Origin of the sequence: Rheinheimera sp. (genome assembly GCF_037442345.1) — a bacterium.
GTDB lineage: Bacteria > Pseudomonadota > Gammaproteobacteria > Enterobacterales > Alteromonadaceae > Pararheinheimera.
The window spans coordinates 26459-49363 of record NZ_JBBIQL010000015.1 but is presented as its reverse complement, the minus strand read 5'-3'; the positions used below and the strand labels follow the sequence as shown (position 1 = coordinate 49363).

General features: G+C 52.4%; 26 protein-coding genes. 11 read left to right on the top strand and 15 right to left on the bottom strand.

All coding sequences use genetic code 11. The features are described from left to right. Nucleotides 1-105 precede the first annotated feature (105 nt). Genes WKJ04_RS10700 through WKJ04_RS10680 form a run of 5 tightly spaced genes read left to right on the top strand, consistent with a single transcriptional unit; the run spans nt 106 to nt 2884 of the window. Entirely contained in the window at nt 106-648 is a 543-nt protein-coding gene (locus WKJ04_RS10700) for a DUF2058 domain-containing protein (protein WP_337880417.1), read from the top strand. An 11-nt stretch (nt 649-659) separates the two neighbouring features. Next, complete coding sequence (gene arfB / locus WKJ04_RS10695) at nt 660-1073, top strand: alternative ribosome rescue aminoacyl-tRNA hydrolase ArfB (protein WP_337880479.1); 414 nt, start codon at nt 660-662, stop codon at nt 1071-1073. A gap of 5 nt (nt 1074-1078) precedes the next feature. Further along, complete coding sequence (locus WKJ04_RS10690; protein ID WP_337880416.1) at nt 1079-1930, top strand: TraB/GumN family protein; 852 nt, start codon at nt 1079-1081, stop codon at nt 1928-1930. Further along, nucleotides 1930-2436 carry a GNAT family N-acetyltransferase gene (locus tag WKJ04_RS10685; RefSeq protein WP_337880415.1) on the top strand — a complete coding sequence of 169 codons (507 nt, stop codon included), beginning with the start codon at nt 1930-1932 and terminating at the stop codon, nt 2434-2436. Before WKJ04_RS10690 ends, WKJ04_RS10685 begins: the two co-directional genes overlap by 1 nt. Further along, nucleotides 2423-2884, top strand: a complete 462-nt coding sequence (locus WKJ04_RS10680; RefSeq protein WP_337880414.1) for a YaiI/YqxD family protein — start codon at nt 2423-2425, stop codon at nt 2882-2884. Before WKJ04_RS10685 ends, WKJ04_RS10680 begins: the two co-directional genes overlap by 14 nt. Here the strand turns inward: WKJ04_RS10680 and WKJ04_RS10675 are convergent. Then, entirely contained in the window at nt 2859-3593 is a 735-nt protein-coding gene (locus tag WKJ04_RS10675; protein ID WP_337880413.1) for a class I SAM-dependent methyltransferase, read from the bottom strand. The two genes, WKJ04_RS10680 and WKJ04_RS10675, sit on opposite strands and share 26 nt — an antisense overlap. A gap of 22 nt (nt 3594-3615) precedes the next feature. Between WKJ04_RS10675 and gloB the strand changes: the two genes are divergently transcribed. The 3 genes from gloB to WKJ04_RS10660 all read left to right on the top strand — a co-directional run bounded on the left by gloB (nt 3616) and on the right by WKJ04_RS10660 (nt 6495). Next, nucleotides 3616-4365, top strand: coding sequence for a hydroxyacylglutathione hydrolase (gloB, locus tag WKJ04_RS10670; RefSeq protein WP_337880412.1), 750 nt, complete (start codon nt 3616-3618; stop codon nt 4363-4365). A gap of 66 nt (nt 4366-4431) precedes the next feature. Further along, complete coding sequence (locus WKJ04_RS10665; protein ID WP_337880411.1) at nt 4432-5982, top strand: LysM peptidoglycan-binding domain-containing protein; 1551 nt, start codon at nt 4432-4434, stop codon at nt 5980-5982. Nucleotides 5983-6009: 27 nt separating this feature from the next. Further along, nucleotides 6010-6495 (top strand): hypothetical protein, encoded by a 486-nt coding sequence (locus tag WKJ04_RS10660; protein WP_337880410.1) that lies wholly within the window; start codon nt 6010-6012, stop codon nt 6493-6495. 4 nt (nt 6496-6499) lie between these two features. Here WKJ04_RS10660 and WKJ04_RS10655 read toward each other — a convergent pair whose 3' ends face one another. The 14 genes from WKJ04_RS10655 to pspA all read right to left on the bottom strand — a co-directional run bounded on the left by WKJ04_RS10655 (nt 6500) and on the right by pspA (nt 19012). Then, nucleotides 6500-6715 carry a hypothetical protein gene (locus WKJ04_RS10655; protein ID WP_337880409.1) on the bottom strand — a complete coding sequence of 72 codons (216 nt, stop codon included), beginning with the start codon at nt 6713-6715 and terminating at the stop codon, nt 6500-6502. A 48-nt stretch (nt 6716-6763) separates the two neighbouring features. Further along, nucleotides 6764-7402 (bottom strand): maleylacetoacetate isomerase, encoded by a 639-nt coding sequence (gene maiA, locus WKJ04_RS10650; RefSeq protein WP_337880408.1) that lies wholly within the window; start codon nt 7400-7402, stop codon nt 6764-6766. Between the two features lie 56 nt (nt 7403-7458). Continuing rightward, nucleotides 7459-8475, bottom strand: a complete 1017-nt coding sequence (locus tag WKJ04_RS10645) for a fumarylacetoacetate hydrolase family protein (RefSeq protein WP_337880407.1) — start codon at nt 8473-8475, stop codon at nt 7459-7461. Between the two features lie 4 nt (nt 8476-8479). Continuing rightward, on the bottom strand, nt 8480-9628 hold the full coding sequence (locus WKJ04_RS10640; protein ID WP_337880406.1) for a homogentisate 1,2-dioxygenase: 1149 nt from the start codon (nt 9626-9628) through the stop codon (nt 8480-8482). After that, the gene (hppD, locus tag WKJ04_RS10635; RefSeq protein WP_337880405.1) at nt 9621-10694 is read right to left on the bottom strand and encodes a 4-hydroxyphenylpyruvate dioxygenase; all 1074 of its coding nucleotides are present in this window, start codon (nt 10692-10694) and stop codon (nt 9621-9623) included. The genes WKJ04_RS10640 and hppD overlap by 8 nt, the downstream gene beginning before the upstream one ends. Before the next feature lie 217 nt (nt 10695-10911). Beyond that, a complete protein-coding gene (tyrR, locus tag WKJ04_RS10630) occupies nt 10912-12474 on the bottom strand; it encodes a transcriptional regulator TyrR (protein WP_337880404.1) in 1563 nt (520 codons plus the stop codon). A gap of 127 nt (nt 12475-12601) precedes the next feature. Further along, the gene (locus tag WKJ04_RS10625; RefSeq protein WP_337880403.1) at nt 12602-12943 is read right to left on the bottom strand and encodes a 4a-hydroxytetrahydrobiopterin dehydratase; all 342 of its coding nucleotides are present in this window, start codon (nt 12941-12943) and stop codon (nt 12602-12604) included. Nucleotides 12944-12971: 28 nt separating this feature from the next. Next, entirely contained in the window at nt 12972-13874 is a 903-nt protein-coding gene (gene phhA / locus WKJ04_RS10620) for a phenylalanine 4-monooxygenase (protein ID WP_337880402.1), read from the bottom strand. Nucleotides 13875-13918: 44 nt separating this feature from the next. Then, nucleotides 13919-15136, bottom strand: a complete 1218-nt coding sequence (locus tag WKJ04_RS10615) for an aminotransferase class I/II-fold pyridoxal phosphate-dependent enzyme (RefSeq protein ID WP_337880401.1) — start codon at nt 15134-15136, stop codon at nt 13919-13921. Between the two features lie 148 nt (nt 15137-15284). After that, complete coding sequence (locus WKJ04_RS10610) at nt 15285-16271, bottom strand: TIGR01620 family protein (RefSeq protein WP_337880400.1); 987 nt, start codon at nt 16269-16271, stop codon at nt 15285-15287. Then, the gene (locus WKJ04_RS10605; RefSeq protein WP_337880399.1) at nt 16268-17650 is read right to left on the bottom strand and encodes a YcjX family protein; all 1383 of its coding nucleotides are present in this window, start codon (nt 17648-17650) and stop codon (nt 16268-16270) included. The genes WKJ04_RS10610 and WKJ04_RS10605 overlap by 4 nt, the downstream gene beginning before the upstream one ends. A gap of 28 nt (nt 17651-17678) precedes the next feature. Continuing rightward, complete coding sequence (gene pspC / locus WKJ04_RS10600; RefSeq protein WP_337840423.1) at nt 17679-18089, bottom strand: envelope stress response membrane protein PspC; 411 nt, start codon at nt 18087-18089, stop codon at nt 17679-17681. Continuing rightward, complete coding sequence (pspB, locus tag WKJ04_RS10595) at nt 18082-18318, bottom strand: envelope stress response membrane protein PspB (protein WP_337840424.1); 237 nt, start codon at nt 18316-18318, stop codon at nt 18082-18084. The genes pspC and pspB overlap by 8 nt, the downstream gene beginning before the upstream one ends. A 25-nt stretch (nt 18319-18343) precedes the next feature. Beyond that, nucleotides 18344-19012, bottom strand: coding sequence for a phage shock protein PspA (gene pspA / locus WKJ04_RS10590; RefSeq protein ID WP_337840425.1), 669 nt, complete (start codon nt 19010-19012; stop codon nt 18344-18346). A gap of 183 nt (nt 19013-19195) precedes the next feature. Here pspA and pspF point away from each other — a divergent pair, with 183 nt between their 5' ends. From pspF to WKJ04_RS10575, 3 genes are read left to right on the top strand one after another with little or no spacing between them, the layout of a single operon-like run. Continuing rightward, complete coding sequence (gene pspF / locus WKJ04_RS10585) at nt 19196-20281, top strand: phage shock protein operon transcriptional activator (RefSeq protein ID WP_337880398.1); 1086 nt, start codon at nt 19196-19198, stop codon at nt 20279-20281. Continuing rightward, nucleotides 20278-21888, top strand: a complete 1611-nt coding sequence (gene sapA / locus WKJ04_RS10580; protein ID WP_337880397.1) for an ABC transporter substrate-binding protein SapA — start codon at nt 20278-20280, stop codon at nt 21886-21888. The genes pspF and sapA overlap by 4 nt, the downstream gene beginning before the upstream one ends. Then, nucleotides 21888-22904, top strand: a complete 1017-nt coding sequence (locus tag WKJ04_RS10575; RefSeq protein ID WP_337880396.1) for an ABC transporter permease — start codon at nt 21888-21890, stop codon at nt 22902-22904. The genes sapA and WKJ04_RS10575 overlap by 1 nt, the downstream gene beginning before the upstream one ends. Nucleotide 22905 lies beyond the last annotated feature (1 nt).

Below are 22905 nucleotides of genomic sequence, written 5' to 3'. Positions count from 1 at the left end.
AAGATACCCTTATGATACCTGAATTACGCCGCAGCCGTTACTGCCTTGCTTGGCAGCGCAGGCTGCACATGAAACAATAAGCCGATCACAGAACAGGATTGCATCATGAGTAAATCACTACAGGAGCAGTTGCTCAAAGCTGGCCTTGGCAATGCCAAGACCGCCAAAAACATCAACAAACAAAAACATAAAGAACGGGTGCAGGCAGGCAAAAAGGGCACAGTGGTGAACGAAGCGTCGGTTCTGGCTGAGCAGGCACGTCAACAACAGCAAGCACGCGATCAGGAGCTGAACCGTCAACGTAAGGCAGAACAGGACCAAAAGGCCATTCTGGCCCAGGTAAAACAGCTGATTGAGCTGAACAGTATTCAGGCCAAAGGTGATTTGGCGTACAACTTTACCGATGGCAGCCTGGTCAAACGGCTCTATATCAATGCCAAGGTGCAGTCGGAACTGGGCAAAGGCCAGATTGCTATTGCACGGTTGGCGGACAGCTACCACCTGATCCCAGTCAAAGTGGCTGAAAAAATCCAGCAACGACTGGCATCTGCCATCATAGTGCTGAACAACTCCCAGCAAAGTGCCGAAGTACTGGCGGAAGATGACCCGTATGCGGCTTATCAAATTCCGGACGATTTAATGTGGTAGAACAGTACGACATTTTGCCAGGCGTCCAGCTTCAGCTCAGCGAGCTGGAGTTCAGTTACGTCCGGGCTCAGGGCGCCGGTGGGCAGCATGTGAACAAAACTTCAACCGCAGCAGTGCTGCGATTCGATTCACAGCAAAGCAGCCTGCCTGACTGGGCGAAACAACGACTGCTGTGTTATGCCGATGATCGTATCACCCGTGAGGGTCTGGTGCTGATCAAAGCTCAAAGTAGCCGCAGCCAGGAACAGAACAAACAGGACGCCATCACTCGTTTGGTCGCTTTGCTGCAAAAAGCCCTGTTTGTCGAAAAAAGAAGAAAAGCCACCCGCCCTACCCTGGCCTCAAAAATCCGCCGGCTGGATGGCAAGAAAGCACAGCAACAGCGAAAACAACAACGTGGCAAAGTTCGACTACAGGAAGGATAAAATAAATGGGGCGTCTGTTAGGCATTTTGGTATTGGTTGTATTGGCCAGCAGTACTCAGGCGAACAGTCTGTGGCAGGTGACAAAAGGCAAGCAACAGTTTTATCTGGCTGGCACCATTCATCTGCTCAGTCCCGACGATTACCCGCTGCCAGCATCTTACGAACAAGCGTTATCAGAAAGTAGGCAACTGATCCTTGAAACTCCGCTGGACCAACTGGAATCGCCAGAGGGGATCAGCTTGCTGTTGCAACGTAACCGCTATCCGGACGGCGAGAATTTACTGCAACATCTGAGTCCGGCACTGGCCGGGCAACTCAGTGAGTTTTGCCAGCAGCACCAGTTGCCGCTGCAGCAAATCAGCCGCTTCAAACCGGCTTTTGCGGCCCTGATGCTCACCAGCACTCAATTGCAACAACAAGGAGCCACTGCGCCTGGGGTGGACAAATACCTGATGCAACAAGCCAGCCAAAAAACCATCCCTCATCTCGGATTTGAGACTGTGGAACAGCACCTGGCGGTATTGGATAAACTGAACCAACAAGGGGCTGAGCTGTTGATCCAAAGCACTCTGCAGGATTTGCGCAGCAGCACGCAGGATTTTGTTGCGATGAAACAAGCCTGGCGCCAGGGCAATGTGCAGGTGCTGGAGCAGCTGTTTTTGTCTGATCTGTTAAAGTACCCGGCCTTGTACCAAATCCTGATTGTTGAACGCAATCAGGCCTGGCTGCAGAAGCTGCCCACCTTACTGAATAACAAACCCAGCTACATAGCCGTTGGCACTTTGCATTTGGTGGGAAAAGATGGCTTGTTACACGCCTTACAGCAGCAGGGCTATAACATCCGGCAGGTGCATTAATGGCGTCAGTGCAATTACGCCCAGCCTTGCCGGAGCAGGTTGTGAACCTGGGAAACTGGCTGCCGGATCAACAGGCCATGGATCTGTGGGGGGGGCCGGGTTTCAGCTACCCACTGCGACCATTGGCATTTTTGCAACAAGTGTATTTACCTGGGACCCAGAGTTATTGGCTGATGCAACAGCAACAGGCTGTGGCTTTTGGTCAGCTCTGCGATCGCTTTGACCGTCATCATCTGGCTCGTCTGTTGGTTGCGCCGTCCAAACGCAGTCAGGGATTAGGTAAAAAACTGATTCTGGCACTACTTCAGTTGGGGCTGAGTGAACACAAGGCAAAAGACTTCTCACTGTTCGTACACAGGCACAATCAACGGGCTCTCAACTGCTACCAAAGCTTAGGTTTCCAGTTTACCACCCAGCCTGATATCGAGAATCCGAGCCTGTATTTTATGACGATGGGCCAGACCGAAGCCCGACAACTTGTGGAGTTGCACCATGATTTGGCTTGATGCCGATGCCTGCCCTGTGGTCCTGCGCGAAATGTTATTCCGCGCCGCAGAGCGCACCCAAACCCCACTGCACCTGGTGGCCAACCATCGTTTGCCTGTGCCCAAAAGCCAATACATTCGTGCCATCCAGGTTGGGCATGGCTTTGATGTTGCCGACCACTACATCAGCTCAGCCATCACGGCAGGTGATTTACTGGTTAGCAACGACATTCCTCTGGCCGCCGCAGTGATCCTAAAAGGCGCCTTGTGCCTGACCACCAAAGGCCAGTTGTTGGATAACCAAAACATCAGCGAACGTCTGGTCGTGCGGGATCTGGCAGATGAACTGCGAGGCAGTGGTGTGCAAATGCGTGGTCCTGCCCCTTTATCTCAGGCAGATAAGCAACAGTTTGCCAACCAGCTCGACAGATACCTGCAACGGCTCAGCCAGAACTCTGGCGGGCGCTGATCCCTTTCACTGCAGGCTGGAACGAAGGTATTTTTTGCCATTTGGGCCGGATAGGTGTCAGCGGATGCTCGCGCTTGCGGGCAATCAGCACATAACAGGTGCCGAAATAGCCCAGATACCGTTCACACCAACGCTGCCAGCCGCTGTTTTCTTTGTAATGCCCAAGCAAACCCGACCAGAAAAAGCGCTGTTCATGGATCAGCTCAAACCCCAACAAATGCAACCAGTCCCGCACCCGTCCGGGTGTAAAAAACCGTCCTGACCAGGGCAACTGCTGTTTGACGCCAGGCCAAAGCTTCAGCAAACCGGCATTGCTCAACGGGTTGTAGCCTGTCAGCAATACATAGCCATTGGGCATCAGTACCCGGTGAGCTTCCCGCACTATATGGTGCGGATCCGGATAAAACTCCAGGCAATGCGCCAGCAATACGGCATCCACAGCGTGCTCTGTAAGAGGTAACGCATCGGGTTCACCGAGCAGATTGCTGCTTTGTTCATCTGTTCCCAGCCGGATTTGATGCTTGATAGGACATAAACTGCTGTCAAGCTCCGAGCTCAATGAGCCGACTTTCAACAAATGGTAACCAAAGATCCGCGGCCACCATGCATTCAGCTGCTGCTCTACGGCTTTTGCCATCCAGGGCCCCTGAGGCAATTCAGACCAGCTTTGTGGTAAAGGGCTACTGTGGTAACTTAAAGCGGGTTTCATAAGTCTGCCGTTGAGATAAAAAATGTCTGAGCCTGTTGCTCTGCCTGCATTTAAGGATAACTACATTTGGTGCCTGCGCCAAGAGAACAAAGCGCTGGTGGTCGACCCCGGCGATCCGCAGGTCGTACTGGCGTATCTGGCCAGTCAGCAGCTGGAACTCGACCTGATCCTGATCACCCATCACCATTGGGATCATGTGGATGGTATCCAGTTGTTGCGTCAGCACTACCCCCAGGCCCGTGTGCTGCTGCCTGCAGTTGAACAACACAAAATTGCAGCTGCTGGTGAAGGGGTTGCGCATGGGGACATTATTCACTGGCAACAGTACCAGTTTCAGGTGATGGCGGTGCCAGGCCATACAGTAGGGCATTTGGCCTATTACTGCGCACCTTGGTTATTTTGTGGCGATACCCTGTTTAACGCTGGCTGTGGCCGTTTGTTTGAAGGCACGGCCGAGCAGATGTGGCACAGTCTGAACCAGATCATGGCGCTGCCAGCTGACACCTGGCTGTACCCTACTCACGAGTACACGCTGGCCAATCTGGAGTTTGCCCGTTGGGCCGATCCGAACAACCCAGAATTGGAGCGCTATCAAAAACAAAGCAAAGCGCAACGTGACAGAGGCGAACCCACTCTGCCCACCCGTCTTTCGGATCAGCTGAGATTTAATCCCTATTTACGAGCCGTGGATCCGGTGTTGCAACAGCACTGGCAGCAGGAAAACGCACTGGAATTGTTCAGGTTTTTGCGTCAGCGTAAGGATCAATGGTAGCTGTTAACTTGCAATTCAGATCGGAGCGGGTAACATACTTGTCTTTATCGTTGTTGGAACCGCTTTATGCTCAATAAACTTTATGTCGCCGTTGCAGCGGCTTTACTTGCCAGCTGTGCAGCACAGAAGTCGGTACAAAGCCAGGATCCGGAACCAGAGATCATTGCCGATCAACCGATCCGAGACAAAACAGCAACGGCGCAGCAAGTCGCCAATGCCCTGTGGCAGGATGCAGAACTCTCCCCTTTAGCCCCGGACACCAAACTGCAGAGTTATGACAACCTGTGGCAACGGGCCATCGCTCAGTTCAGTCTGACGGTTCCAACCGATAATCGTGAAGTTGAACAACAGATCCGTTTTTACCTGCGCAATCAGAAGCTGCTGAAAATAGCCACCGACAATGCAGCACCTTTCTTATACCATCTGATCACTGAGCTGGAACGGCGCAATATGCCGCTTGAACTGGCGCTGTTACCTATAGTCGAAAGCACCTATAACCCAAAAGCTGGTTCTGTGTCCGGTGTACTGGGGATCTGGCAGTTCAGTGCCGGCACAGGGCGTAATTTTGGCTTAAAACAAAACGCCTGGTACGACGGACGTCGCGATGTCATCGAATCCAGCCGCGCCGCCTTTGACTACTTAAAGTACCTGTACAGCAACGTCGATCAGGACTGGCTGAGCGCTGTGGCAGCCTTTAATGCGGGTGAAGGCCGGGTGTTTAAAGCAGTAGAGCGCAACAGATACAGCGGTCGGCCGACCGATTTCTGGTCCTTGCATTTACCCAAACAAAGTACCAGTTACATTCCCAAATTGCTGGCGCTGGCCCAACTGCTGAAGCATGCAGACAAGTACGCCATTTCAGTGCCAGTTATCGCCAACAAACCGCAAAGCCGTATCCTGAAAATCAACAGAGGCCTGGATTTACCTCTGACCGCTGAAGTGTTGGGCATCAGCCTGGACGAACTCAAGCGTCTGAACCCGGGCTTTAAAGCCAACATCATTCCAAGCGCCAGTTATCAGTTGGTGGTCCCTTTAACCAGTCCGCTAGACACTAAGCAACAATTGGCCGCTTTACCTAAAGTAAAAGTCGCTCCGGTGGCCAATACCCCCAGTGCAGGGAAATACAAAGTCCGCTCTGGCGACAGTCTGAGTAAAATTGCGCTTCAGTTTAAAACCTCAGTTAACGCCTTGCAGAAAGCCAATCAACTGGCAGGTACTCAACTGAAAGTAGGCCAGGTCCTGAACATTCCGGGTCTGAATGCCACAGAGGCGCCGGCTCCGCAGCCCAGAAATAAGTCAGGATCTCACTACAAAGTGAAATCCGGTGACAATTTGTGGCTGATTGCCAAAAAGCTCAATGTCAGTGCTGCCGATCTAAAACGCTGGAACCAACTCACTGACAAATCCACCTTAAAACCTGGTCAGCTGCTGCAATTGAAGTCTGTCGCGGCCAGTACAGGCAATAAAATGACCTATCAGGTCAAAGCCGGCGATTCGCTGGCCAGCATCGCGCAGCGCTTTAAGGTAAAGGTTGCAGATATTCTGCAGTGGAACGGCCTGAACGCCGATAACTATTTACAACCAGGCCAGGAACTGACGCTCTATACTGCAGGTTGAGGTTGTTGCTGTACTGGAGAAAAACCGATGAAACAACTACTGGTTTTCATATTATCCGTCTGGTTACCCTGTGCCTGGGGCGCCTTTGAAGTGCCGGGTAAAGGCAGCATGACTCTGGCTAACGGCGAAACTCAACCGCTGATGTTCAGCTTCGCCTACAAACAAGCCAACAGTGGCTTTGTGTTCCAGGCCGGACAACAAGAAGTGGAAGTCGCTGATGTGCCGGAGAAATACACTCTGGCTCTGGTACTGCATCAGGACAAGGAAGTCTGGGTCACAGACTGGGTCAATGAACCCATTGCATCTTTTGACTGGACTTTGGGCCAGTATCATCTGGTCCTGAAAAAGAATACGGATCCAAAGCTGGCCACCAAAGCGCGTGGCGGTTACGTTTTGTCAGTGAACGGCACTCTGTACTTTTTCCATAAAAATATGGCGCAGCTGAAGTTTCATTTTGATGCGACAGGGTTAAAAGAACTCAGCGTTGAAGGCATGTTCACCCCCGGACGTTAACCCTCTATTTGTCGCGCTCCGCTGGTTCTTGCTGCAGCTGCAATGCGGGTACCAGCCCCCACAGCAGACAGACCAGCGGCGCGGCCCAATGAAACCACCAATGCAGCTCCCGGCTCTGCCCCTGCAGCAACATTACGCCAGAGGCAATCAACTGAAAACTCAGCCCGGTCAGGCCACAATAAAACAAGATTTTGTTTAACCAACGGCTTGGTAACTTCATACAGGCTCCACACTGCTTGCCAGTACCGTCAGACTACCGCAAAACATCTTATTGTGCATCCGGCTGCTGTTCAGGCGCCGCCTGAAAAAAGGCTGGCTGTTGCATACAGTGCTGATAAATACGCAATAACACCGGGTAAGGCGTCATATCCAGGTTAAAACGCAGCGCATTGTACACCTGTGGCACCAGACACAAGTCCGCTAGACTCACTGCATTGCCAGCAGCGTACAAAGCTGCAGAGTGCTGCAGGCGTTTTTCCAGAGCGGCAAAACCTGTGTGCAGCCAGTGATGGATCCAGGCCAGTTTCTGCTTTTCATCAAGTGCCAGCGGTCCGGTCAGGTATTGCAGTACCCGCAGGTTATTGAGCGGATGGATATCACAGGCAATATCCAACGCAAGAGCCATCACTTTGGCTTTTTGCAGCGGATCCGCAGGCAATAAAGCGGGCTCCGGGTACAGATCGTCCAGGTACTGGATAATCGCCAGCGACTGATTCAGCGTGTCCTGCTCCAGTTCCAGGGCCGGCACCAGCTCAGCCGGGTTCTGCAGCTGGAAAGCGGCACTGTGTTGCTCGCCCCCGTTATTCAGCAAATGCACCGGCACCTGCTCGCAGCTTACTCCTTTGAGGGCCAGGGCGATCCGGACCCGAAAGGCTGCGCTGGAACGCCAGTAACTGTAGAGTTTCATATCATGCTCCATAAAAAAGGCTATCCTGCGATAGCCTTGTTGCTCGGTTCGGGCACTCAGCCCTGATACTTCACCACTTGCTGTTCAATAGCACCAAACACCGACTGGCCCTGGGCATCAAACATTTCAATGCGGATGCGGTCGCCAAACTTCATAAAGGAGGTTTTAGGCGCGCCATCGCGAATGGTTTCAATCATCCGCACTTCAGCAATGCAGCTGTAACCTACCCCACCTTCGTCCACCGAGGTGCCCCAGTCAGTGCCTTGTTTATTCGACACTGTGCCTGAACCAATCACCGCCCCTGCGCCCAAACGGCGGGTCCTGGCGGCATGCGCCACCAGCTGGCCAAAATCGAACGTCATATCGACACCGGCATTGGGTTTGCCAAAGAGTTTGCCATTTAAATGTGACACCAAAGGCAGATGCAGTTTGGCGTCCTGCCAGTCAGCGCCCAGTTCATCTGGCGTAACCGCCACAGGGCTGAAGGCCGAAGCTGGTTTGGACTGAAAGAAACCAAACCCCTTGGCCAGCTCGTTCGGGATCAGGCCCCGCAAAGACACATCGTTAACCAGCATCACCAGACGGATTTTCTCTCTGGCTTGCTCCGGGCTTGTTGCCATTGCCACATCATCCGTAATGACCGCCACTTCGCCTTCAAAGTCGATGCCATAGTCTTCACTGACAACATCAATGGCGTCCCTTGGGCCTAAAAAGTCGTCGGAGCCACCTTGATACATCAGCGGGTCTGTCCAGAAACTTGGTGGCATTTCGCTGTTACGGGCTTTTCGCACCAGCTCCACGTGGTTGACATAAGCACTGCCATCGGCCCATTGGTAAGCCCGTGGCAACGGCGATTCACAAGCGCTTTGGTCAAAAGCGGTTTCACCAGCCACAGTGCCGCTGTTCAGGGCCTGATAGACTTCACGGGCTTTTGGCGCCAGGCCCGCCCAATTGTCCAGCAACTGCTGCATAGTGGCAGCAATGGCCGGCACTGCCACACAACGTTGCAAATCACGGCTGACAACCACCAATTGTCCGTCACGCTGGCCATTTTTTAAGGTCGCTAACTTCATCGACTTATCCTTCTGCCTGTACAGGTTTAATTTTCCAGCTGTTCACATAATCCGGGTTTTCTGTGGCCAGCGCCGCCTCGCCCATTTCAAGAGCATCCCTGGTGTCCAGCATCACAGCCACTTCATCGGTAAACTTTTTGCGGTACTCCCGCCCGGCCTGAAAAGCTTTCGGGTGCGGGCCATGCGTAAAACCAGCCGGGTGGAAGGTCACCATGCCACGTTCAATATTGTCGCGACTGAAGAAATCTCCGGCATGGTAAAACAATACTTCATCGTAATCGTCATTGTTGTGGTAAAACGGCACTTTTAACGCACCCGGATCACTTTCAATAGGACGGGGCACAAAGGTGCAGACGACAAAACGCGACGCCACAAAAGTGGTGTGGGCCGATGGAGGTAAGTGGTAGCGGTGGCTCATTAAAGGCCGGATATCACGCCAGTTAATGCGCATCACGGTTAAATCACCATGCCAGCCAATGGCATCCAGCGGGTTGTAGGGATAAGTCATCACCGACAGCTGATTGTGCCGCTTGACCTGCACCTGGGTTGGCTGCTCGGAATACTGCGCTTTAAAAGCCTCGTCAATTTTCGGGTGATCCAGCATTGCCGGGTCGAAAATAGCGTGATTGCCGACCAGGCCTTTTTCCGGCAGCTGGTACGAATCGTTGGTCGCTTCAATCATCAGTAAAAACAGCGGCGCTGTCACTTCCAGCCGCCACATGGTGGAACGTGGGATCACCACATAATCACCATCGCGCAGCGTCAAATGACCGTAGTCACAATAAAGTTCAGCCGAACCTTCATGCACAAAGAGCAAATCGTCACCGTCAGCATTACGCACCAGATACGGCATGGATTGTGTCAGGCGCCAGGTGCGCATTTTGCAGTGCGCATTGTGCAGTAAAAACGGCACCTGCCACGGCGATACATCCTGGTTGTCGCTGATGTTGTTAAAGTTAAACAACCGGGGCTTTAATGGCCCCTGCCAGTCGCTCCAGCCCGTTGGCGCATGGGTATGGTGAAAATGCGCTGCCGGGCCAAAAAAGCCACTGCGACCGGTTTCACGCTCGTAAATCGCCTGCTCCGGAAAATCAGCATGAGCCTGACGTGAAATTTCGCCTTCTTTTAATGGAAAAGACGCCCATTTACGCATCTTGCAGCACTCCGCGACGGATCTGATCTTCTTCAATGGATTCAAACAAGGCTTTGAAATTACCTTCGCCAAAGCCTTCATTGCCTTTACGCTGGATAATTTCAAAAAACACCGGGCCAATCACAGTCTTGGTAAAGATTTGCAGCAAAATACCATCTTTCATCGGCGCGCCGTCAATCAGAATGCGCAGCTCTTTCAACTGGTCCAGGTCTTCCGTGTGGCCTTCCACCCGGGCATTAACCCGCTCGTAATAGGTATCGGGCGTTGGCATAAAGTCCATGCCCCGCTCACGCAAGGTGCGCACTGTCTGGTAGATGTCCTCTGTGGTCAGCGCAATATGCTGAATACCTTCGCCTTTGTATTCACGGATAAATTCTTCGATCTGCGATTTGTCGTCGGACGATTCATTGATTGGAATACGGATTTTGCCACAAGGCGCCGTCATGGCTTTGGACACCAGGCCGGTCAGTTTGCCTTCAATGTCAAAATAACGGATTTCGCGGAAATTGCCGATGCGCTCATAAAAGCCGGCCCAAATGGCCATATTGCCGCGGCGAACATTGTGTGTCAGGTGATCTATCACTTCCAGACCCACCTGGTTTTTCGCCATGTCCTCCTGCCAGTTGTCGTAGAACTTAAAGTCAACGTCGTAAACGGAGCTTTGACCATAGCGGTCCACAAAGTACAGCAGGCTGCTGCCAATGCCATACACAGCAGGAATATTCAGCTCCATAGGGCCAACCTGGTTCTGGTACTGCTTGGCACCATTGTCGACGGCATTTTTCAAAGCGGCGGCAGCATCCTTCACTCGAAATGCCATAGCGCAAACGCTGGGGCCATGTTCAGCCGCAAACTTCTCCGCCTGGGAATTTGGCTCGGCATTGACGATAAAATTGACATCCCCTTGTTTATACAACCAGGCTTCTTTGGAGCGGTGCTTTGCCACTTCAGTAAAACCCAAAGATTTAAACAGGTTCTTCAGATTCTCAATGCCCTGTTTGTCTGCGGCTGTGTATTCCACAAACTCAAAACCATCGGTTCCCAGCGGATTTATCGGATCGAACATCATAATTCTCCTGCAGTTGCACACTGTAATTTTGGCTTATCTTGCTTACTGCCACGAAAAAAGAAAGATAGCCCCGTGTTGACGGGAATCCGCAGGAAAACCGGCTTTTTGTACAGTTCTGCTGACAAAACTGACCATTCATCAAAAAATGGCGAAAAAAAGCTCCGAAACACAATCCGGAGCCTGGTTTTTGTATCAGAAGCACTACAAAGCGTGGCTAAATTTTTACACTCTTCTTGCTAATACCGTAATCACGCAGTTTATTCGCGACTGCGGTATGGCTTAAACCGAGTTTTTTCGCCAATTGACGTGAACTGGGGTAAGCAGGAAACAATTTGCGTAACAAATCTGCTTCAAAGGCTTTGACGGCTTCATCCAGCGTGCCTTCAAAATCTTTTTCCAGATAGCCCAGATCACTGGTGTAGCTGGGCAGTTGCAGGTGGTCTTTGTCCAGCTCGTTGCTTTCCAGTAAGGTCACGGCCCGGTACAAGGCGTTTTCCAGTTGCCGCACATTGCCTGGCCAGGGGTAATGCTGCAGGAAGTGTTCACAGGCTTCTGTCAGCTTGGGTGACTTGCGACCCAAACGCGCGGCAAAACGGGCAATAAAGTGTTCCGCCAGCGGCACCACGTCCTGCTTACGCTCCCGCAGTGGTGGTAAGGTCAGGCTCAGCACATTGAGCCGGTAATACAAATCTTCCCGGAACTTGCCTTCCTGCACCATAGCAGGTAAATCTTTTTGTGTGGTGCAAATCACCCGCACATCCACCCGCACTTCATTTTCATCGCCAACACGGCGGAAGCAGCCATCCTGCAAAAAACGCAGCAGTTTGGTTTGCAATTCGCGGGACATCTCGCCCACTTCATCCAAAAAGACCGTGCCTTTGTTGGCTTGTTCGAAAATGCCTTTTTTGGCGTCCACCGCACCCGGCATCGCATTGGGACCATGACCAAACAGCTCGGACTCCGCCACATTGTCCGGCATTGCCGCCATATTCACCGCCAAAAAGGGTTTGCCGCTGCGACCACTGGCGGCATGGCAAGCCCGGGCCAACACTTCTTTGCCGGTGCCGGTTTCGCCCATGATCAGAATAGGCGCATCCAGCAGTGCCATTTTTTTCGCTTCGCGCACCACTTTACGCATCAGGTTGCTGTGCGCATGCAGGTTGTTAAAACTCTCCTGATCGCCTTTTTTAAAGACCACCATCTGCTCACCAAGGCGGCTTTCAGATTTCAGGTTCAGTACGGCACCAGCCAGGGTTTCCTGTCCCTGTTCATTCGGCACCATCACCGGCAACAAGTCGGCAATAAATTTTTTATTCTGAATTTCGACCCGACGGGTTTGCGCCAGCACATCGTCCCCTTCGAGCCAGCGGTTTAAATGAAAGCCTTTCAACAGCGGAGTGAGCAGATGGCCTTCTATTTCTTCCCGCTTCAACGATAAAGCGTCCAGCGCGGCTTCGTTGATAATGGTGACATTGGCTTTGCTGTCGACCGCAATAATGCCATCCGGCAAGGTGCGCAGCAGAGTGGTCAGTTCATTGTGCTCGCGCTCTGAAGGTAAAAAGGCGGTGGTTTTGACGTCATCGACACCGGCCAGCCGACGGATTTTCGCCATCAACTCCTGAAAGGTAGCAAACTCAACGCCAGGGAAAGACACATAAATACGTCCCTGCGTCGGGTCCACTTCGATGCCCCGTAAGTCAAGCTGATAACTGACCAGGATTTGCAACACTTCCTGGGCTATGCCCAGTCGGTCCTGGCAATGGATTTCTAACCTCATAAGCAACAACCGTGTTTGGAATTGGGTTCAGGCTATAATACGGCAGGCAACGCAGAAGAAACCAGAGTAAATTGTAAAGAATTATGCACGGCTCCGCCTGGTACACACAAGCGGAGCCTTCAGCCGTTTAAGCGTTCAGCAGCTGATCGGTTTTCGCTGCGCAGATAAAGTCGTTTTTGTGCAGACCTTTAATGGAATGGGACCACCAGGTCACCGTCAGTTTGCCCCACTCCAGCAGCAGCGCCGGATGGTGGCCTTCGGCTTCCGCCAGTTCAGCCACTTTGTGATGAAAAGCCCAGGCTTGTTTGAAGTTTTTGAATTTATAGATACGCTCCAGCTGCAGTATGCCGTCCCGCACTACAGGGGTCCAGTCCGGGATCTGACGGATCAGCACCGCCAGCTCTTCGTCACTGACTTTGGGCGCATCGGCGCGACAGGCTTCACATTTTGCTTGGGTTAAATCAGACATGGGTCACTTCTCTTTTTTTGTCCAGCCATCAGCTGGCTTGTTTTTGTTTCGGAGGAAATTTAGCCGGATGCAGCCCCAGTGCTTTCGCCTGTTGCACCAGCGCCATCAAATCCAGTTTGGCAATATCAAACAGATCATCAATGGACTGCAGCATAAAATACACCGGTTGCATAATATCGATACGGTAAGGCGTGCGCATCACATCCAACGCATTAAAGCTGTGGCGTTCTGGCACATCAGAACCCAGGGCATATTGGGTTTCACCTGGCGACGATAAAATACCACCACCGTAAATCCGCAAACCTTCTGGTGTATTCAGTAAACCAAATTCGATGGTAAACCAATACAAACGGGCCAGGTAAACCCGATCTTCTTTGCTGGCCGCCAGACCCAACTGACCGTACCTGTGGGTAAACTCAGCAAAGGCCGGGTGAGTCAGCATGGCGCAGTGACCAAATATTTCGTGAAAAATATCCGGTTCCTGCAGGTAATCAAACTCTTCCCGGCTGCGGATAAAAGTGGCTACCGGAAACTCTTTGTTGGCCAGTAACTGAAAAAACCGGTCAAAGCTAATCAGCGCCGGCACTTCAGCACAGCGCCAGCCGGTGGCCTGCTGCAAAACAGCATTAACTTCGGCTAACTGCGGAATGCGGTCTTGCGGTAAATTCAGCTTTTTCAAGCCGTCCAGATATTCATTGCAGGCCCTGCCTTCAATGCAGGACAACTGGCGTCTGATCAACTCAGACCAGATTTGGTTTTCTTCATCAGTCCAGTGGATAAAACCCTGCTCATCCGACTGCCTGGATACGTAGCTGCTGCTCTTACTCATAACAACCCTGGTTTGAAATGCTTGAATGCGGCCTTTGGCCTGCTTTTTATTGCGGCCGATACTAGTGGATTGGACTGCGGCTGTTAACCCATGGTTGTGCAACCGCAGTCTGGACCGCCTGCTGGTTTTGTAAAAAAAACGCTACATCAGGCCGTCTTCAGACCACTGCTCTGGCGTTGTTGCATTTTTTTCAGCGCCTGAGCCAGGTCGGCAATAATGTCGTCCTGGTGCTCAAGCCCAACCGAAATACGGATCAGACCGTCGCTGATGCCTGCCATCGCCCTTTCTTCCGGGCTGTAGGGGCTGTGCGTCATCGAGGCCGGGTGCTGAATTAACGACTCGGCATCCCCCAGGCTGACGGCAAGGGCCAATAACTGACACTGATTGATAAAAAACCGGCCATCGTCCAGGCTGCCGTTCAGTTCAAAAGCCAATACACCACCGGCTCCTTTCATTTGGCCGCCGAGAAACTGATGCCCCGGATGCGACGGCAACCCAGGGTAATAAACCTTTGCCACGGCCGGGTGCTGCTCCAGGTATTCGGCCACTGCCTGCGCATTTTTCAGATGCCGCTCCAACCGCACCGACAGGGTTTTCAAGCCTCGCAGGATCAACCAGGCATCGTGTGGACTGATGGTGGCCCCCATATCTTTTAAGGTTGTCAGCTTAATGCTCTGAATTTTTTCTGCACAGCCAACAATGGCTCCAGCAACCAGATCCCCATGACCATTCAGGTACTTGGTGGCACTGTGCACAATTAAATCAATGCCATACAGTGCTGGCTGTTGCAGCAGGGGGGTCAGAAAGGTGTTGTCGACCACTGAGATCAGGCCATGACGACGGGCAAAGTCACCTAAAAAGCTCAGATCAATCACTGTCAGTGTCGGGTTGATCGGGGTTTCTGCAAACACCATTTTGGTGTTGGACCGCACCGCCGCTTCCATTGCCTGATGGTCGGTAAAATCGACAAAACTGACTTCAATGCCATACCGGGCAAACTGATGGTTAAACAACGCAAAACTGCAGCCATAAATGGCTTTGCTGGCCAGTAAATGATCGCCCTGCTGCAAAAAAGCCAAAGTAGCCGCTGCGACAGCCCCCATGCCTGTGGCCGTGGCCGCCGCGTCTTCCATGCCTTCGAGCGCCGCCAGTCGCAACTCCAGTTCACGGGTGGTCGGGTTGCCTAGCCGGGTGTAAATATAACCGTCGGCTTCACCGGCAAAGCGGGCTGCGCCTTGTTCGGCACTGTCAAACACAAAGGTCGAGGTTTGGTACAGCGGCGTGGTTAAAGCGCCGTGGGGATGAGACTGGGGTTTACCAGCATGGATACATAAAGTTTCGGCATGGCCGTACTGCTTGGTCATAAAACACCTGTTGCGTCTAGATTGTGGTTTTTTCTTTTATCTAAGCAAAAGACCCTGGATCACAACAGGCATATGGACATCTGAGGGGCCGAAACAACGCGGGTAGGCTGTGACGACAACTGAGTTAAGTGTCAGAAATTATTGACAGTCACTCCTTATTCGTACCGCTCAGGCGCTGCATCAGTGCTTTGCCAAGCTGACGCAGGCTGAGTTTCTGCTGCTCAGGTAACGGCACAGGCCGCAACAATTGCTGAGCCGCCAGACCAAGCCTGGCGGTCAATAAACCAGCGATCAGACCCTGACCTGCCCGGGCAGAAAGACGGGAGGTCAGTTCAGTGCCAACCACCTCTGACGATAAATCCAGTGCCAGCTCTGAGCCCCCCGCCCAGACCAAAGATGCAAACAGCCGTTTGAGCAGCAACAGGCTGCGCAGCTGCCCTATGCTGGCGCCATAACTTTGCGCTATTTCACGAAGCATCCGGCTGCTGCGCCACAACACGAGCAGCAGATCAGCCAACACAAAAGGCGACAGGGTCACCGCCAGGCTGGTATCTGCCGCCGCCTGATGGATCTGCTGTTGCACTTGTTTATCAAGCGGATTGAGCACCGACAACTCAAATAACTGCAGTACCTCTTTGTCACTGTGTTCGGTTTTATAGTGCTGGTGAAACTGCTGTACAGAGGCTGGCGTGGCTGGCAATTGCTTCAGCATCTGCTGACAAAGAGGCAGCGCTTCGCCATATTGCATACTTTGTTGGATACGTTCAGCACTTTGCTGCCACAGCTCTCCCTGCTTCAGACGCCGCCAGAGCCTGTACTCGCGCCCCAGTAACACCAGCACCAATCCAGTCAGACTTACCGCCAAGACAGCGCTGAAAAAAGTTCCGGCTCCCGGGTTTCTAATCAGTTGCAGTACAGTGTCAATCAGCTGCCAGCCACCATAAGCCAAGAATGACAATAAGGCCGCCGCCAACCAGCGCCCTACACCTCTGCCCTGCGGAACCTCTGAGACAGGCTCGGTCAGGTCGGCTTCGACGAAGTCAGCCGGATCAAAGTCTTTGGCCTGTACAGGCAGGGTCTTGATTTCGGCCTGGCTCTGAGTTTCAAATTCAACGGCGGGTTTCAGTGGTTTCATCGGAGTTTGTCTCCCAATAAAAATTCAAGGGCATGATCCAGCCGGATATGCGGCAACGCCCCCTGGCCATCCCATGGCGCCGGGTTCAATTCACTAAAGGCAAACTGATGGGCGCTGAACAGCTGATGGTCTGGCCAATAACGCGGTACGTCGCCCGGATAAAAAGCAGTTGCGTGTGGCTGTCCGCGTTTGGTCGCACGCAAACAAGGCAAGTTTTGTCCCTGGTATTCCACAGTACCGGTTTCACTGGCCCGGACTGCTGCTATCACCATCACCTCAAACTGGCAAAGCTGGTACTGGGTTTGACTCAACTGCTCAGCCAATAACTGTTGCAGCAGCAAACTCAGCGCCTGATGCTGGTCTGGTGTGACATGGTCGGCTTTGCTGACTGCAAACAGTACTTTGCTGATCCTGGGCTTCAACACCCGGCGCAACCAATGATTGGGCCCATAACTGAAGCTTTGCAGGATCAGCAAAATACTTTGTTTGAGCTCAGACAACGCGGCTTCACCGGCATTGAGGGCCCCCAGAATGTCCACCAGTACCAGTTGCCGGTCCAGACCGGAAAAAAACTGCTGGTAAAAGGGCTTCACCACCAGCTTCAGATAATTGGCATACTGCTGCTGCATCAGCGCCACCAAAGCGCCGCCTTGCCGAAGTTGTTCCGGCAATAATGGCAATAACTGCAACACTGGGGTGCCTTCCAGTTCTGCCGGTACCAGCAACCGGCCAGGTTGATTCAGGTAAGCACCGGCAATCTGGCTGAACTGTTGCAACAGGTCGCGATACGAAGCGCAAAGCTGCTGCACGGCCAGAGGCTCGGTTTGATTCAGATCCACCCGGCTTAGCTGCGTGCGAAACGCTTCGGCCAGCGCCTGACGATGTGGCTGGCTGAATAAGTCCCAACTCTGTTGACACCACTGCACATAACTTTGTTGCAGCATAGGTAAATCCAGCAGCCATTCGCCTGGGTAATCCAGCAATTGCAGCGACAGCTGCTGATAATCTCTGAGCAGGCGTTTGACCGTTGACGCACTTTGATAACGCAAGGTCAGCGCCAGCTGGCTCCAGCCGACTGTGGATGGCGGCCACTGTGGTTGCTGCTGCTTGAAATACAATAAATTCTGTTCATAAGGAAAACGGGGGAAGTGCAGCGCCTGCTGCGCATCAATGCGGGCCCCAAGCCAGCGTTTTTGTTGCATTACACTGAAAAAAGGCATTGCGGTGTTATCGTGCTGCAGCAGTTGTTGCAGCGCAGCGGTTAAAAAGGCGGTTTTTCCTGCGCCACTCAGTCCGGTTACCCCAAGACTCAGCTGTGTATCTAAGGCGCGCTGGCCCAGAGTTTTCAGTTGCCAGCTCGCCTTATCTACCCACGTCATTGGCTTGTCCTTGCAGTCAATATCAGTCTCAGAGCTTATTCAGCTCACGGTTCAGCTGAAACTTTGCCGAAGTCACATGGCTTTCCATATCACGCAGCCGATACTCCAGGCTATTGAACTGCGCCACCAGATGGTGCAAGGCAGACTTGGGTGCTTCTCCTCGCTGCCAGACCCGGGTTTTGACTTCGACAGGTTTCTCTTCAAACTTCGGTTGTGTGACGCCCTGACGGGCTTCCACCACAGATTTCTTTTCGAGAATAAACCAGGCAGCCACATAGAGCACCGGCAATAAACCACCTAAGCCCAACAACACCGAAGTCACCACAATCAGCCGGATTAACCAGACTTCCCAGCCAAAGTAATCGGCGATACCAGCACAGACCCCGGCGATTTTGCCGTTCCGGTCATCCCGGAACAGCTCGCGGCGTATTTTAGTCATGTTTCTCCCTCCAGCGCGGGGACTCCGCATCCAGAATGGCTTCCAGTGTTTTGATCCGGTCTGCCATTTTTTCGGCTTTATGGGACAAATCGTTTAACTGAGCCAGTTCATTGTCGCTCAGCCCCTGCCCGATTTTGTTTTTGCTTCTGTAGTGCATAAAGACCCACAGCGGCGCGACAAAAATCATAAACAGAATGACAGGAATTCCAATAACCTCACCTATATCCATGATGCACTCCTACAACGCCTGAGAATCAGGCGTTATCTTTTTTAGACAATTTAGCTTTCAGATCAGCCAGTTCGGAATCTATCTTGTCAGAAGATGCCAGTTCAGCAAACTCATCTTTTAAGCTTTTCTTGCCTAAATCATAGGATTCAACCTGCGCTTCCAGCGAATCAATTTTTTGCTCGTAGCGCTCAAACTTGTACATCGCATCCTGCAGACGGCTGCTGTCCAGCGTCTTTTTCACATCCAGCCGTGAGGCCACGGTTTTCTGGCGCATCAGAATGGTTTTCTGACGGGCTTTGGCGTCAGCCAACTTTTCCTGCAGCTGAGCCACTTCGTCCTGCAACTTGCTGATGTGCTCGTCCAGGTGCTGAATATCGGCTTCAACGGCGGCAGCCTGATCAGCCGCTTTCTGTTTTTCCACCAGCGCGGCGCGGGCCAGGTCGTCACGGTCTTTGCTCAACGCCAGTTCCGCTTTGGCCTGCCAGTCTTCCACTTCGGCATGCAGCTTGCCAATCACCCGTTGCAGTTCTTTTTTCTCTGCAATGGTTTTGGCAGAGGTGGAACGCACTTCCACCAAGGTGTCTTCCATTTCCTGAATAATCAGGCGGACCATTTTTTCCGGATCTTCAGCTTTATCCAGTAACGCATTGATATTCGAGTTCACGATATCTGAGAAGCGAGAGAAAATACCCATAGCAATTTACCTCTTAAGGATGTTTCGGTTTCGTAAGATACTATTCAGGATCGGTGCCAACTCGAAAAAACATTATAAGCAATTGTTTTAATTGAATTTTATTTATTCAGAAAAAGCACTATGCCATACCATCGTTATGAAATACACTACTTATTAGTTAAATTCACTATTTCGTGAGCAGGCATGAGCAGAGGTTTTCAGCAAGACAACTTAATAGGTCAGTCCAACAGTTTTTTAAGTGTATTGGAACAGGTGTCCCAAATTGCGCCTTTGCACAAGCCCGTGCTGATTATTGGCGAACGCGGCACAGGGAAAGAACTGATTGCCGCCCGGCTGCATTACCTGTCACAACGCTGGGATCAGAGTTACCTGACCTTAAACTGTGCCGCGCTGAATGAAAACCTGCTGGAAAGTGAATTGTTTGGCCATGAAGCAGGAGCTTTTACCGGCGCGGCTAAACGTCATGAAGGCCGCTTTGAGCGGGCTAATGGTGGCACGCTGTTTCTGGATGAGTTGGCCAATACACCGGCCATGGTGCAGGAGAAACTGCTACGGGTGATTGAATACGGTGAATTCGAGCGGGTCGGTGGCAGCCGGCCTATCCGGGTTGATGTGCGGCTGATTTGTGCCACCAATGAAGACTTGCCTGCAATGGCAGAGCAAGGCGAATTTCGTGCTGACTTGCTGGACCGGCTGGCCTTTGATGTCATCACCTTGCCACCGATGCGCGAGCGGCGTGAAGATATTCTGGTGCTGGCTGAACACTTTGCCGTCAATATGGCGCGCGAGCTGGGTTATGAGCTGTTCAGCGGTTTCAGCGAGAAAGCCAGACGCACCCTGCTGGATTACGACTGGCCAGGCAATGTGCGGGAACTGAAGAATGTGGTGGAACGCAGTGTGTACCGCACCAACAATCCTTATGTGCCGGTGCACCATATCCAGTTAGATCCCTTTGAATCCCCGTTCCGGCCTCAGCGGCGAGTCCGCACACTGGACAGGGCGCCAAAAACGGCCACACCTGTTGTGGCAGCCAACGCAGAAACGACCATCGCAGATACAACGGCTTTCGCAGCTCCAACTGCCAGTTTTGATGCCAGCAAAGGCGCCGATTTTAAGCTGTTGTCTGAGCAGTTTGAGATGGATTTAATCAAGCAGGCGCTGGCTGGCTGCCAGTATAATCAGAAGAAAACTGCTGAAGCGCTGAACCTGACCTATCATCAGCTCAGAGGCTATATGAAAAAGTACAAAATGCTGGATAGCCAACAATGAACGTTGTCTTTTATGGCTCGCTGCTAAGCAGTCTGTGCCTGCTCAGTGCCTGTCAGCCTCAGTTACCTCAAACCCTGGCCGAAGGCCTGGTCTATTGTGCTGAGGGATCACCCGAGAGTTTTAACCCTCAGCATGTGACCTCAGGCACCACCATCGACATTGTCAGCCAGCAATTGTATGACCGGCTGCTGGATATCAACCCTCAAAGTGGGGAACTGGAGGCTGCGTTGGCTGAACGCTGGCGTGTCAGCGAGGATGGCCGTACCTATTGGTTTGAACTAAAGCAACAGGTGCAGTTTCACCACACGGGGTATTTCTCGCCAAGCCGGCCACTGCAGGCAGCTGATGTGGTGTTTACCTTTGAGCGCATTCTGGATACTCATCATCCTTATCACCCGATTGGCGGTGGAGATTACCCTTATTTCGAGAGCGTCGACCTTCGCTCCCTGGTCACCGCTGTCACTGCCGAAACCCCATTGACGGTGCGCTTTGATTTGAGCCGGCCCGACAGCTCGTTTTTATCCAACCTGGCCACTGATTTTGCCTCCATCCTTTCGGCCGAATACGCAGCTCAGCTGTTGCAGCAACACCAGCCAGAGCTGCTCGACAGCCAGCCGGTCGGCACTGGCCCTTTTATGTTTCGGGACTATAAAAAAGACCAGTTTGTGCGTTATTACCGTCACCCGGAGTACTGGGGAGGCAAAGCCCAGCTGTCTCAGCTGGTGTTCGATTTAGTGCCCGACAGTGCCAAACGTATGGCCATGTTGTTGACCCATGAATGTGATGTGGTAGCTTATCCACGTCACGCCGAGCTGAAGCTGGTCACGGAACGGCCGGATGTGGAAGTGCAAAGTCAGATCAGTATGAATGTCGGTTTTTGGGCATTTAACACCCAAAAAGCGCCCTTTAATAATGCCAAAGTGCGTAAAGCGCTGGCGATGGCGATAGACCGCAACACCATTTTGCAGGCGGTGTATTTTGGTCATGCCGATTTGGCCCGCTCTGTATTGCCCCCAACCTCCTGGGCCTTTGACAATAACGCCGAAGAACTGCCTTATCAGCCGGAGCTGGCCAAACAGTTGCTGGCAGAAGCCGGCTATCCCAAAGGCTTCCAAATGGATATCTGGGCCATGCCAGTGCAGCGGCTCTACAACCCCAATGCCCAGAAGATGGCTGAGCTGATGCAGGCCGATCTCGCCCGCATCGGGGTGCGCGCCCGTATTGTCTCCCTGGAATGGAACAGTTTCAGACGCAAACTCAGTGACAACGAACATGACTCTGTGCTGATTGGCTGGTCAGCTGACAATGCCGACCCGGATAATTTTTTCCGGCCATTGCTCAGCTGCGCCGCAGCACAAAATGGCAGTAACAGGGCCAACTGGTGCGATCCGAAGTTTGACAATCTGCTGAACCAGGCGCTGCTCACGGCCGATCCACAGCAGAGACGCAGTTTTTATCTGGCCGCCCAGCATTATCTGGCCGAGCAGATGCCACTGTTCAGCATTGCCCACTCCAAGCGTTTTCAGGCTCAAAGTGTCAAGGTTTCAGGCGTGGTGATGAGCCCTTATGGTGGAGTGTCGATGGCCAAAGCGGAGAAGGATTTGTAATGCTGCATTATTTTCTGCGCCGGGTATTTTTACTGAGTTTTGTCTTTGTTGCCCTGACCATTCTGGGGTTCAGCCTGAGTTATCTGGTTCCTGGTGACCGGCTCAGCACCCTGTCCGGTCTGACCGATATCAGCCCAGCGCAACGACTGGAACTGGTCCGGCATTATCAGCTTGATAAATCCGTAGTGGAGCAATACCTGGCGTATGTCGGCCGCATTGTAGATGGTGACTGGGGTTTATCCTTTGCCAGCCAGCAACCTGTGTTGCCGGAATTACTGGCTGTATTTCCGGCTACGCTGGAGCTGGCAGCTTATGCCCTGATGCTGTCGTTTTTTGTTGGTGTGCCTGTGGGTTTGTTTTGTGCCATCCGTTCAGAGTCGCTGCTGGCACGACTGTTCTCAGGCCTGACGTTAATTGGTTACTCACTGCCTGTGTTCTGGTGGGCTTTGCTGCTGATTATGGTGTTTGCATTGTCGTTGGGCTGGCTGCCCACCTCCGGTCGTCTGCATGTGCTGTTTGATGTACCAGCCCAGACAGGGTTTATGCTGCTGGATATTTACCTGTCCGATTTAACACACAAAGCGGCCGCGTTTCAGGATGCGCTGTACCACCTGTTACTACCGACCATAGTGCTTGCCACTTTCCCAACCACCGTGATGATCCGTTTTACCCGTAATTCGATGCAAACCGTGCTTGAGCAGGGTTATATCAAGACGGCCCGCGCTAAAGGTCTGAGCCGCGCCCAGGTGCTGTATCACCATGGCCTGCGCAACGCCCTGCTGCCAGTGATCCGCCAGGTAGGCCTGCAATTCAGCACGCTGATCACCCTCGCTATGCTGACTGAAGTGATTTTTTCCTGGCCTGGCATAGGCCAGTGGCTGATTGACAGCATCTACCAGCGCAATTACCCGGCGATCCATGGGGGCTTGCTGGTGGTGTCGTCCCTGGTGATAGTAGCCAATATGCTGACCGAGATCCTGCATACCCTGTTTAACCCATTGGCGCGTCAAGGCTGAT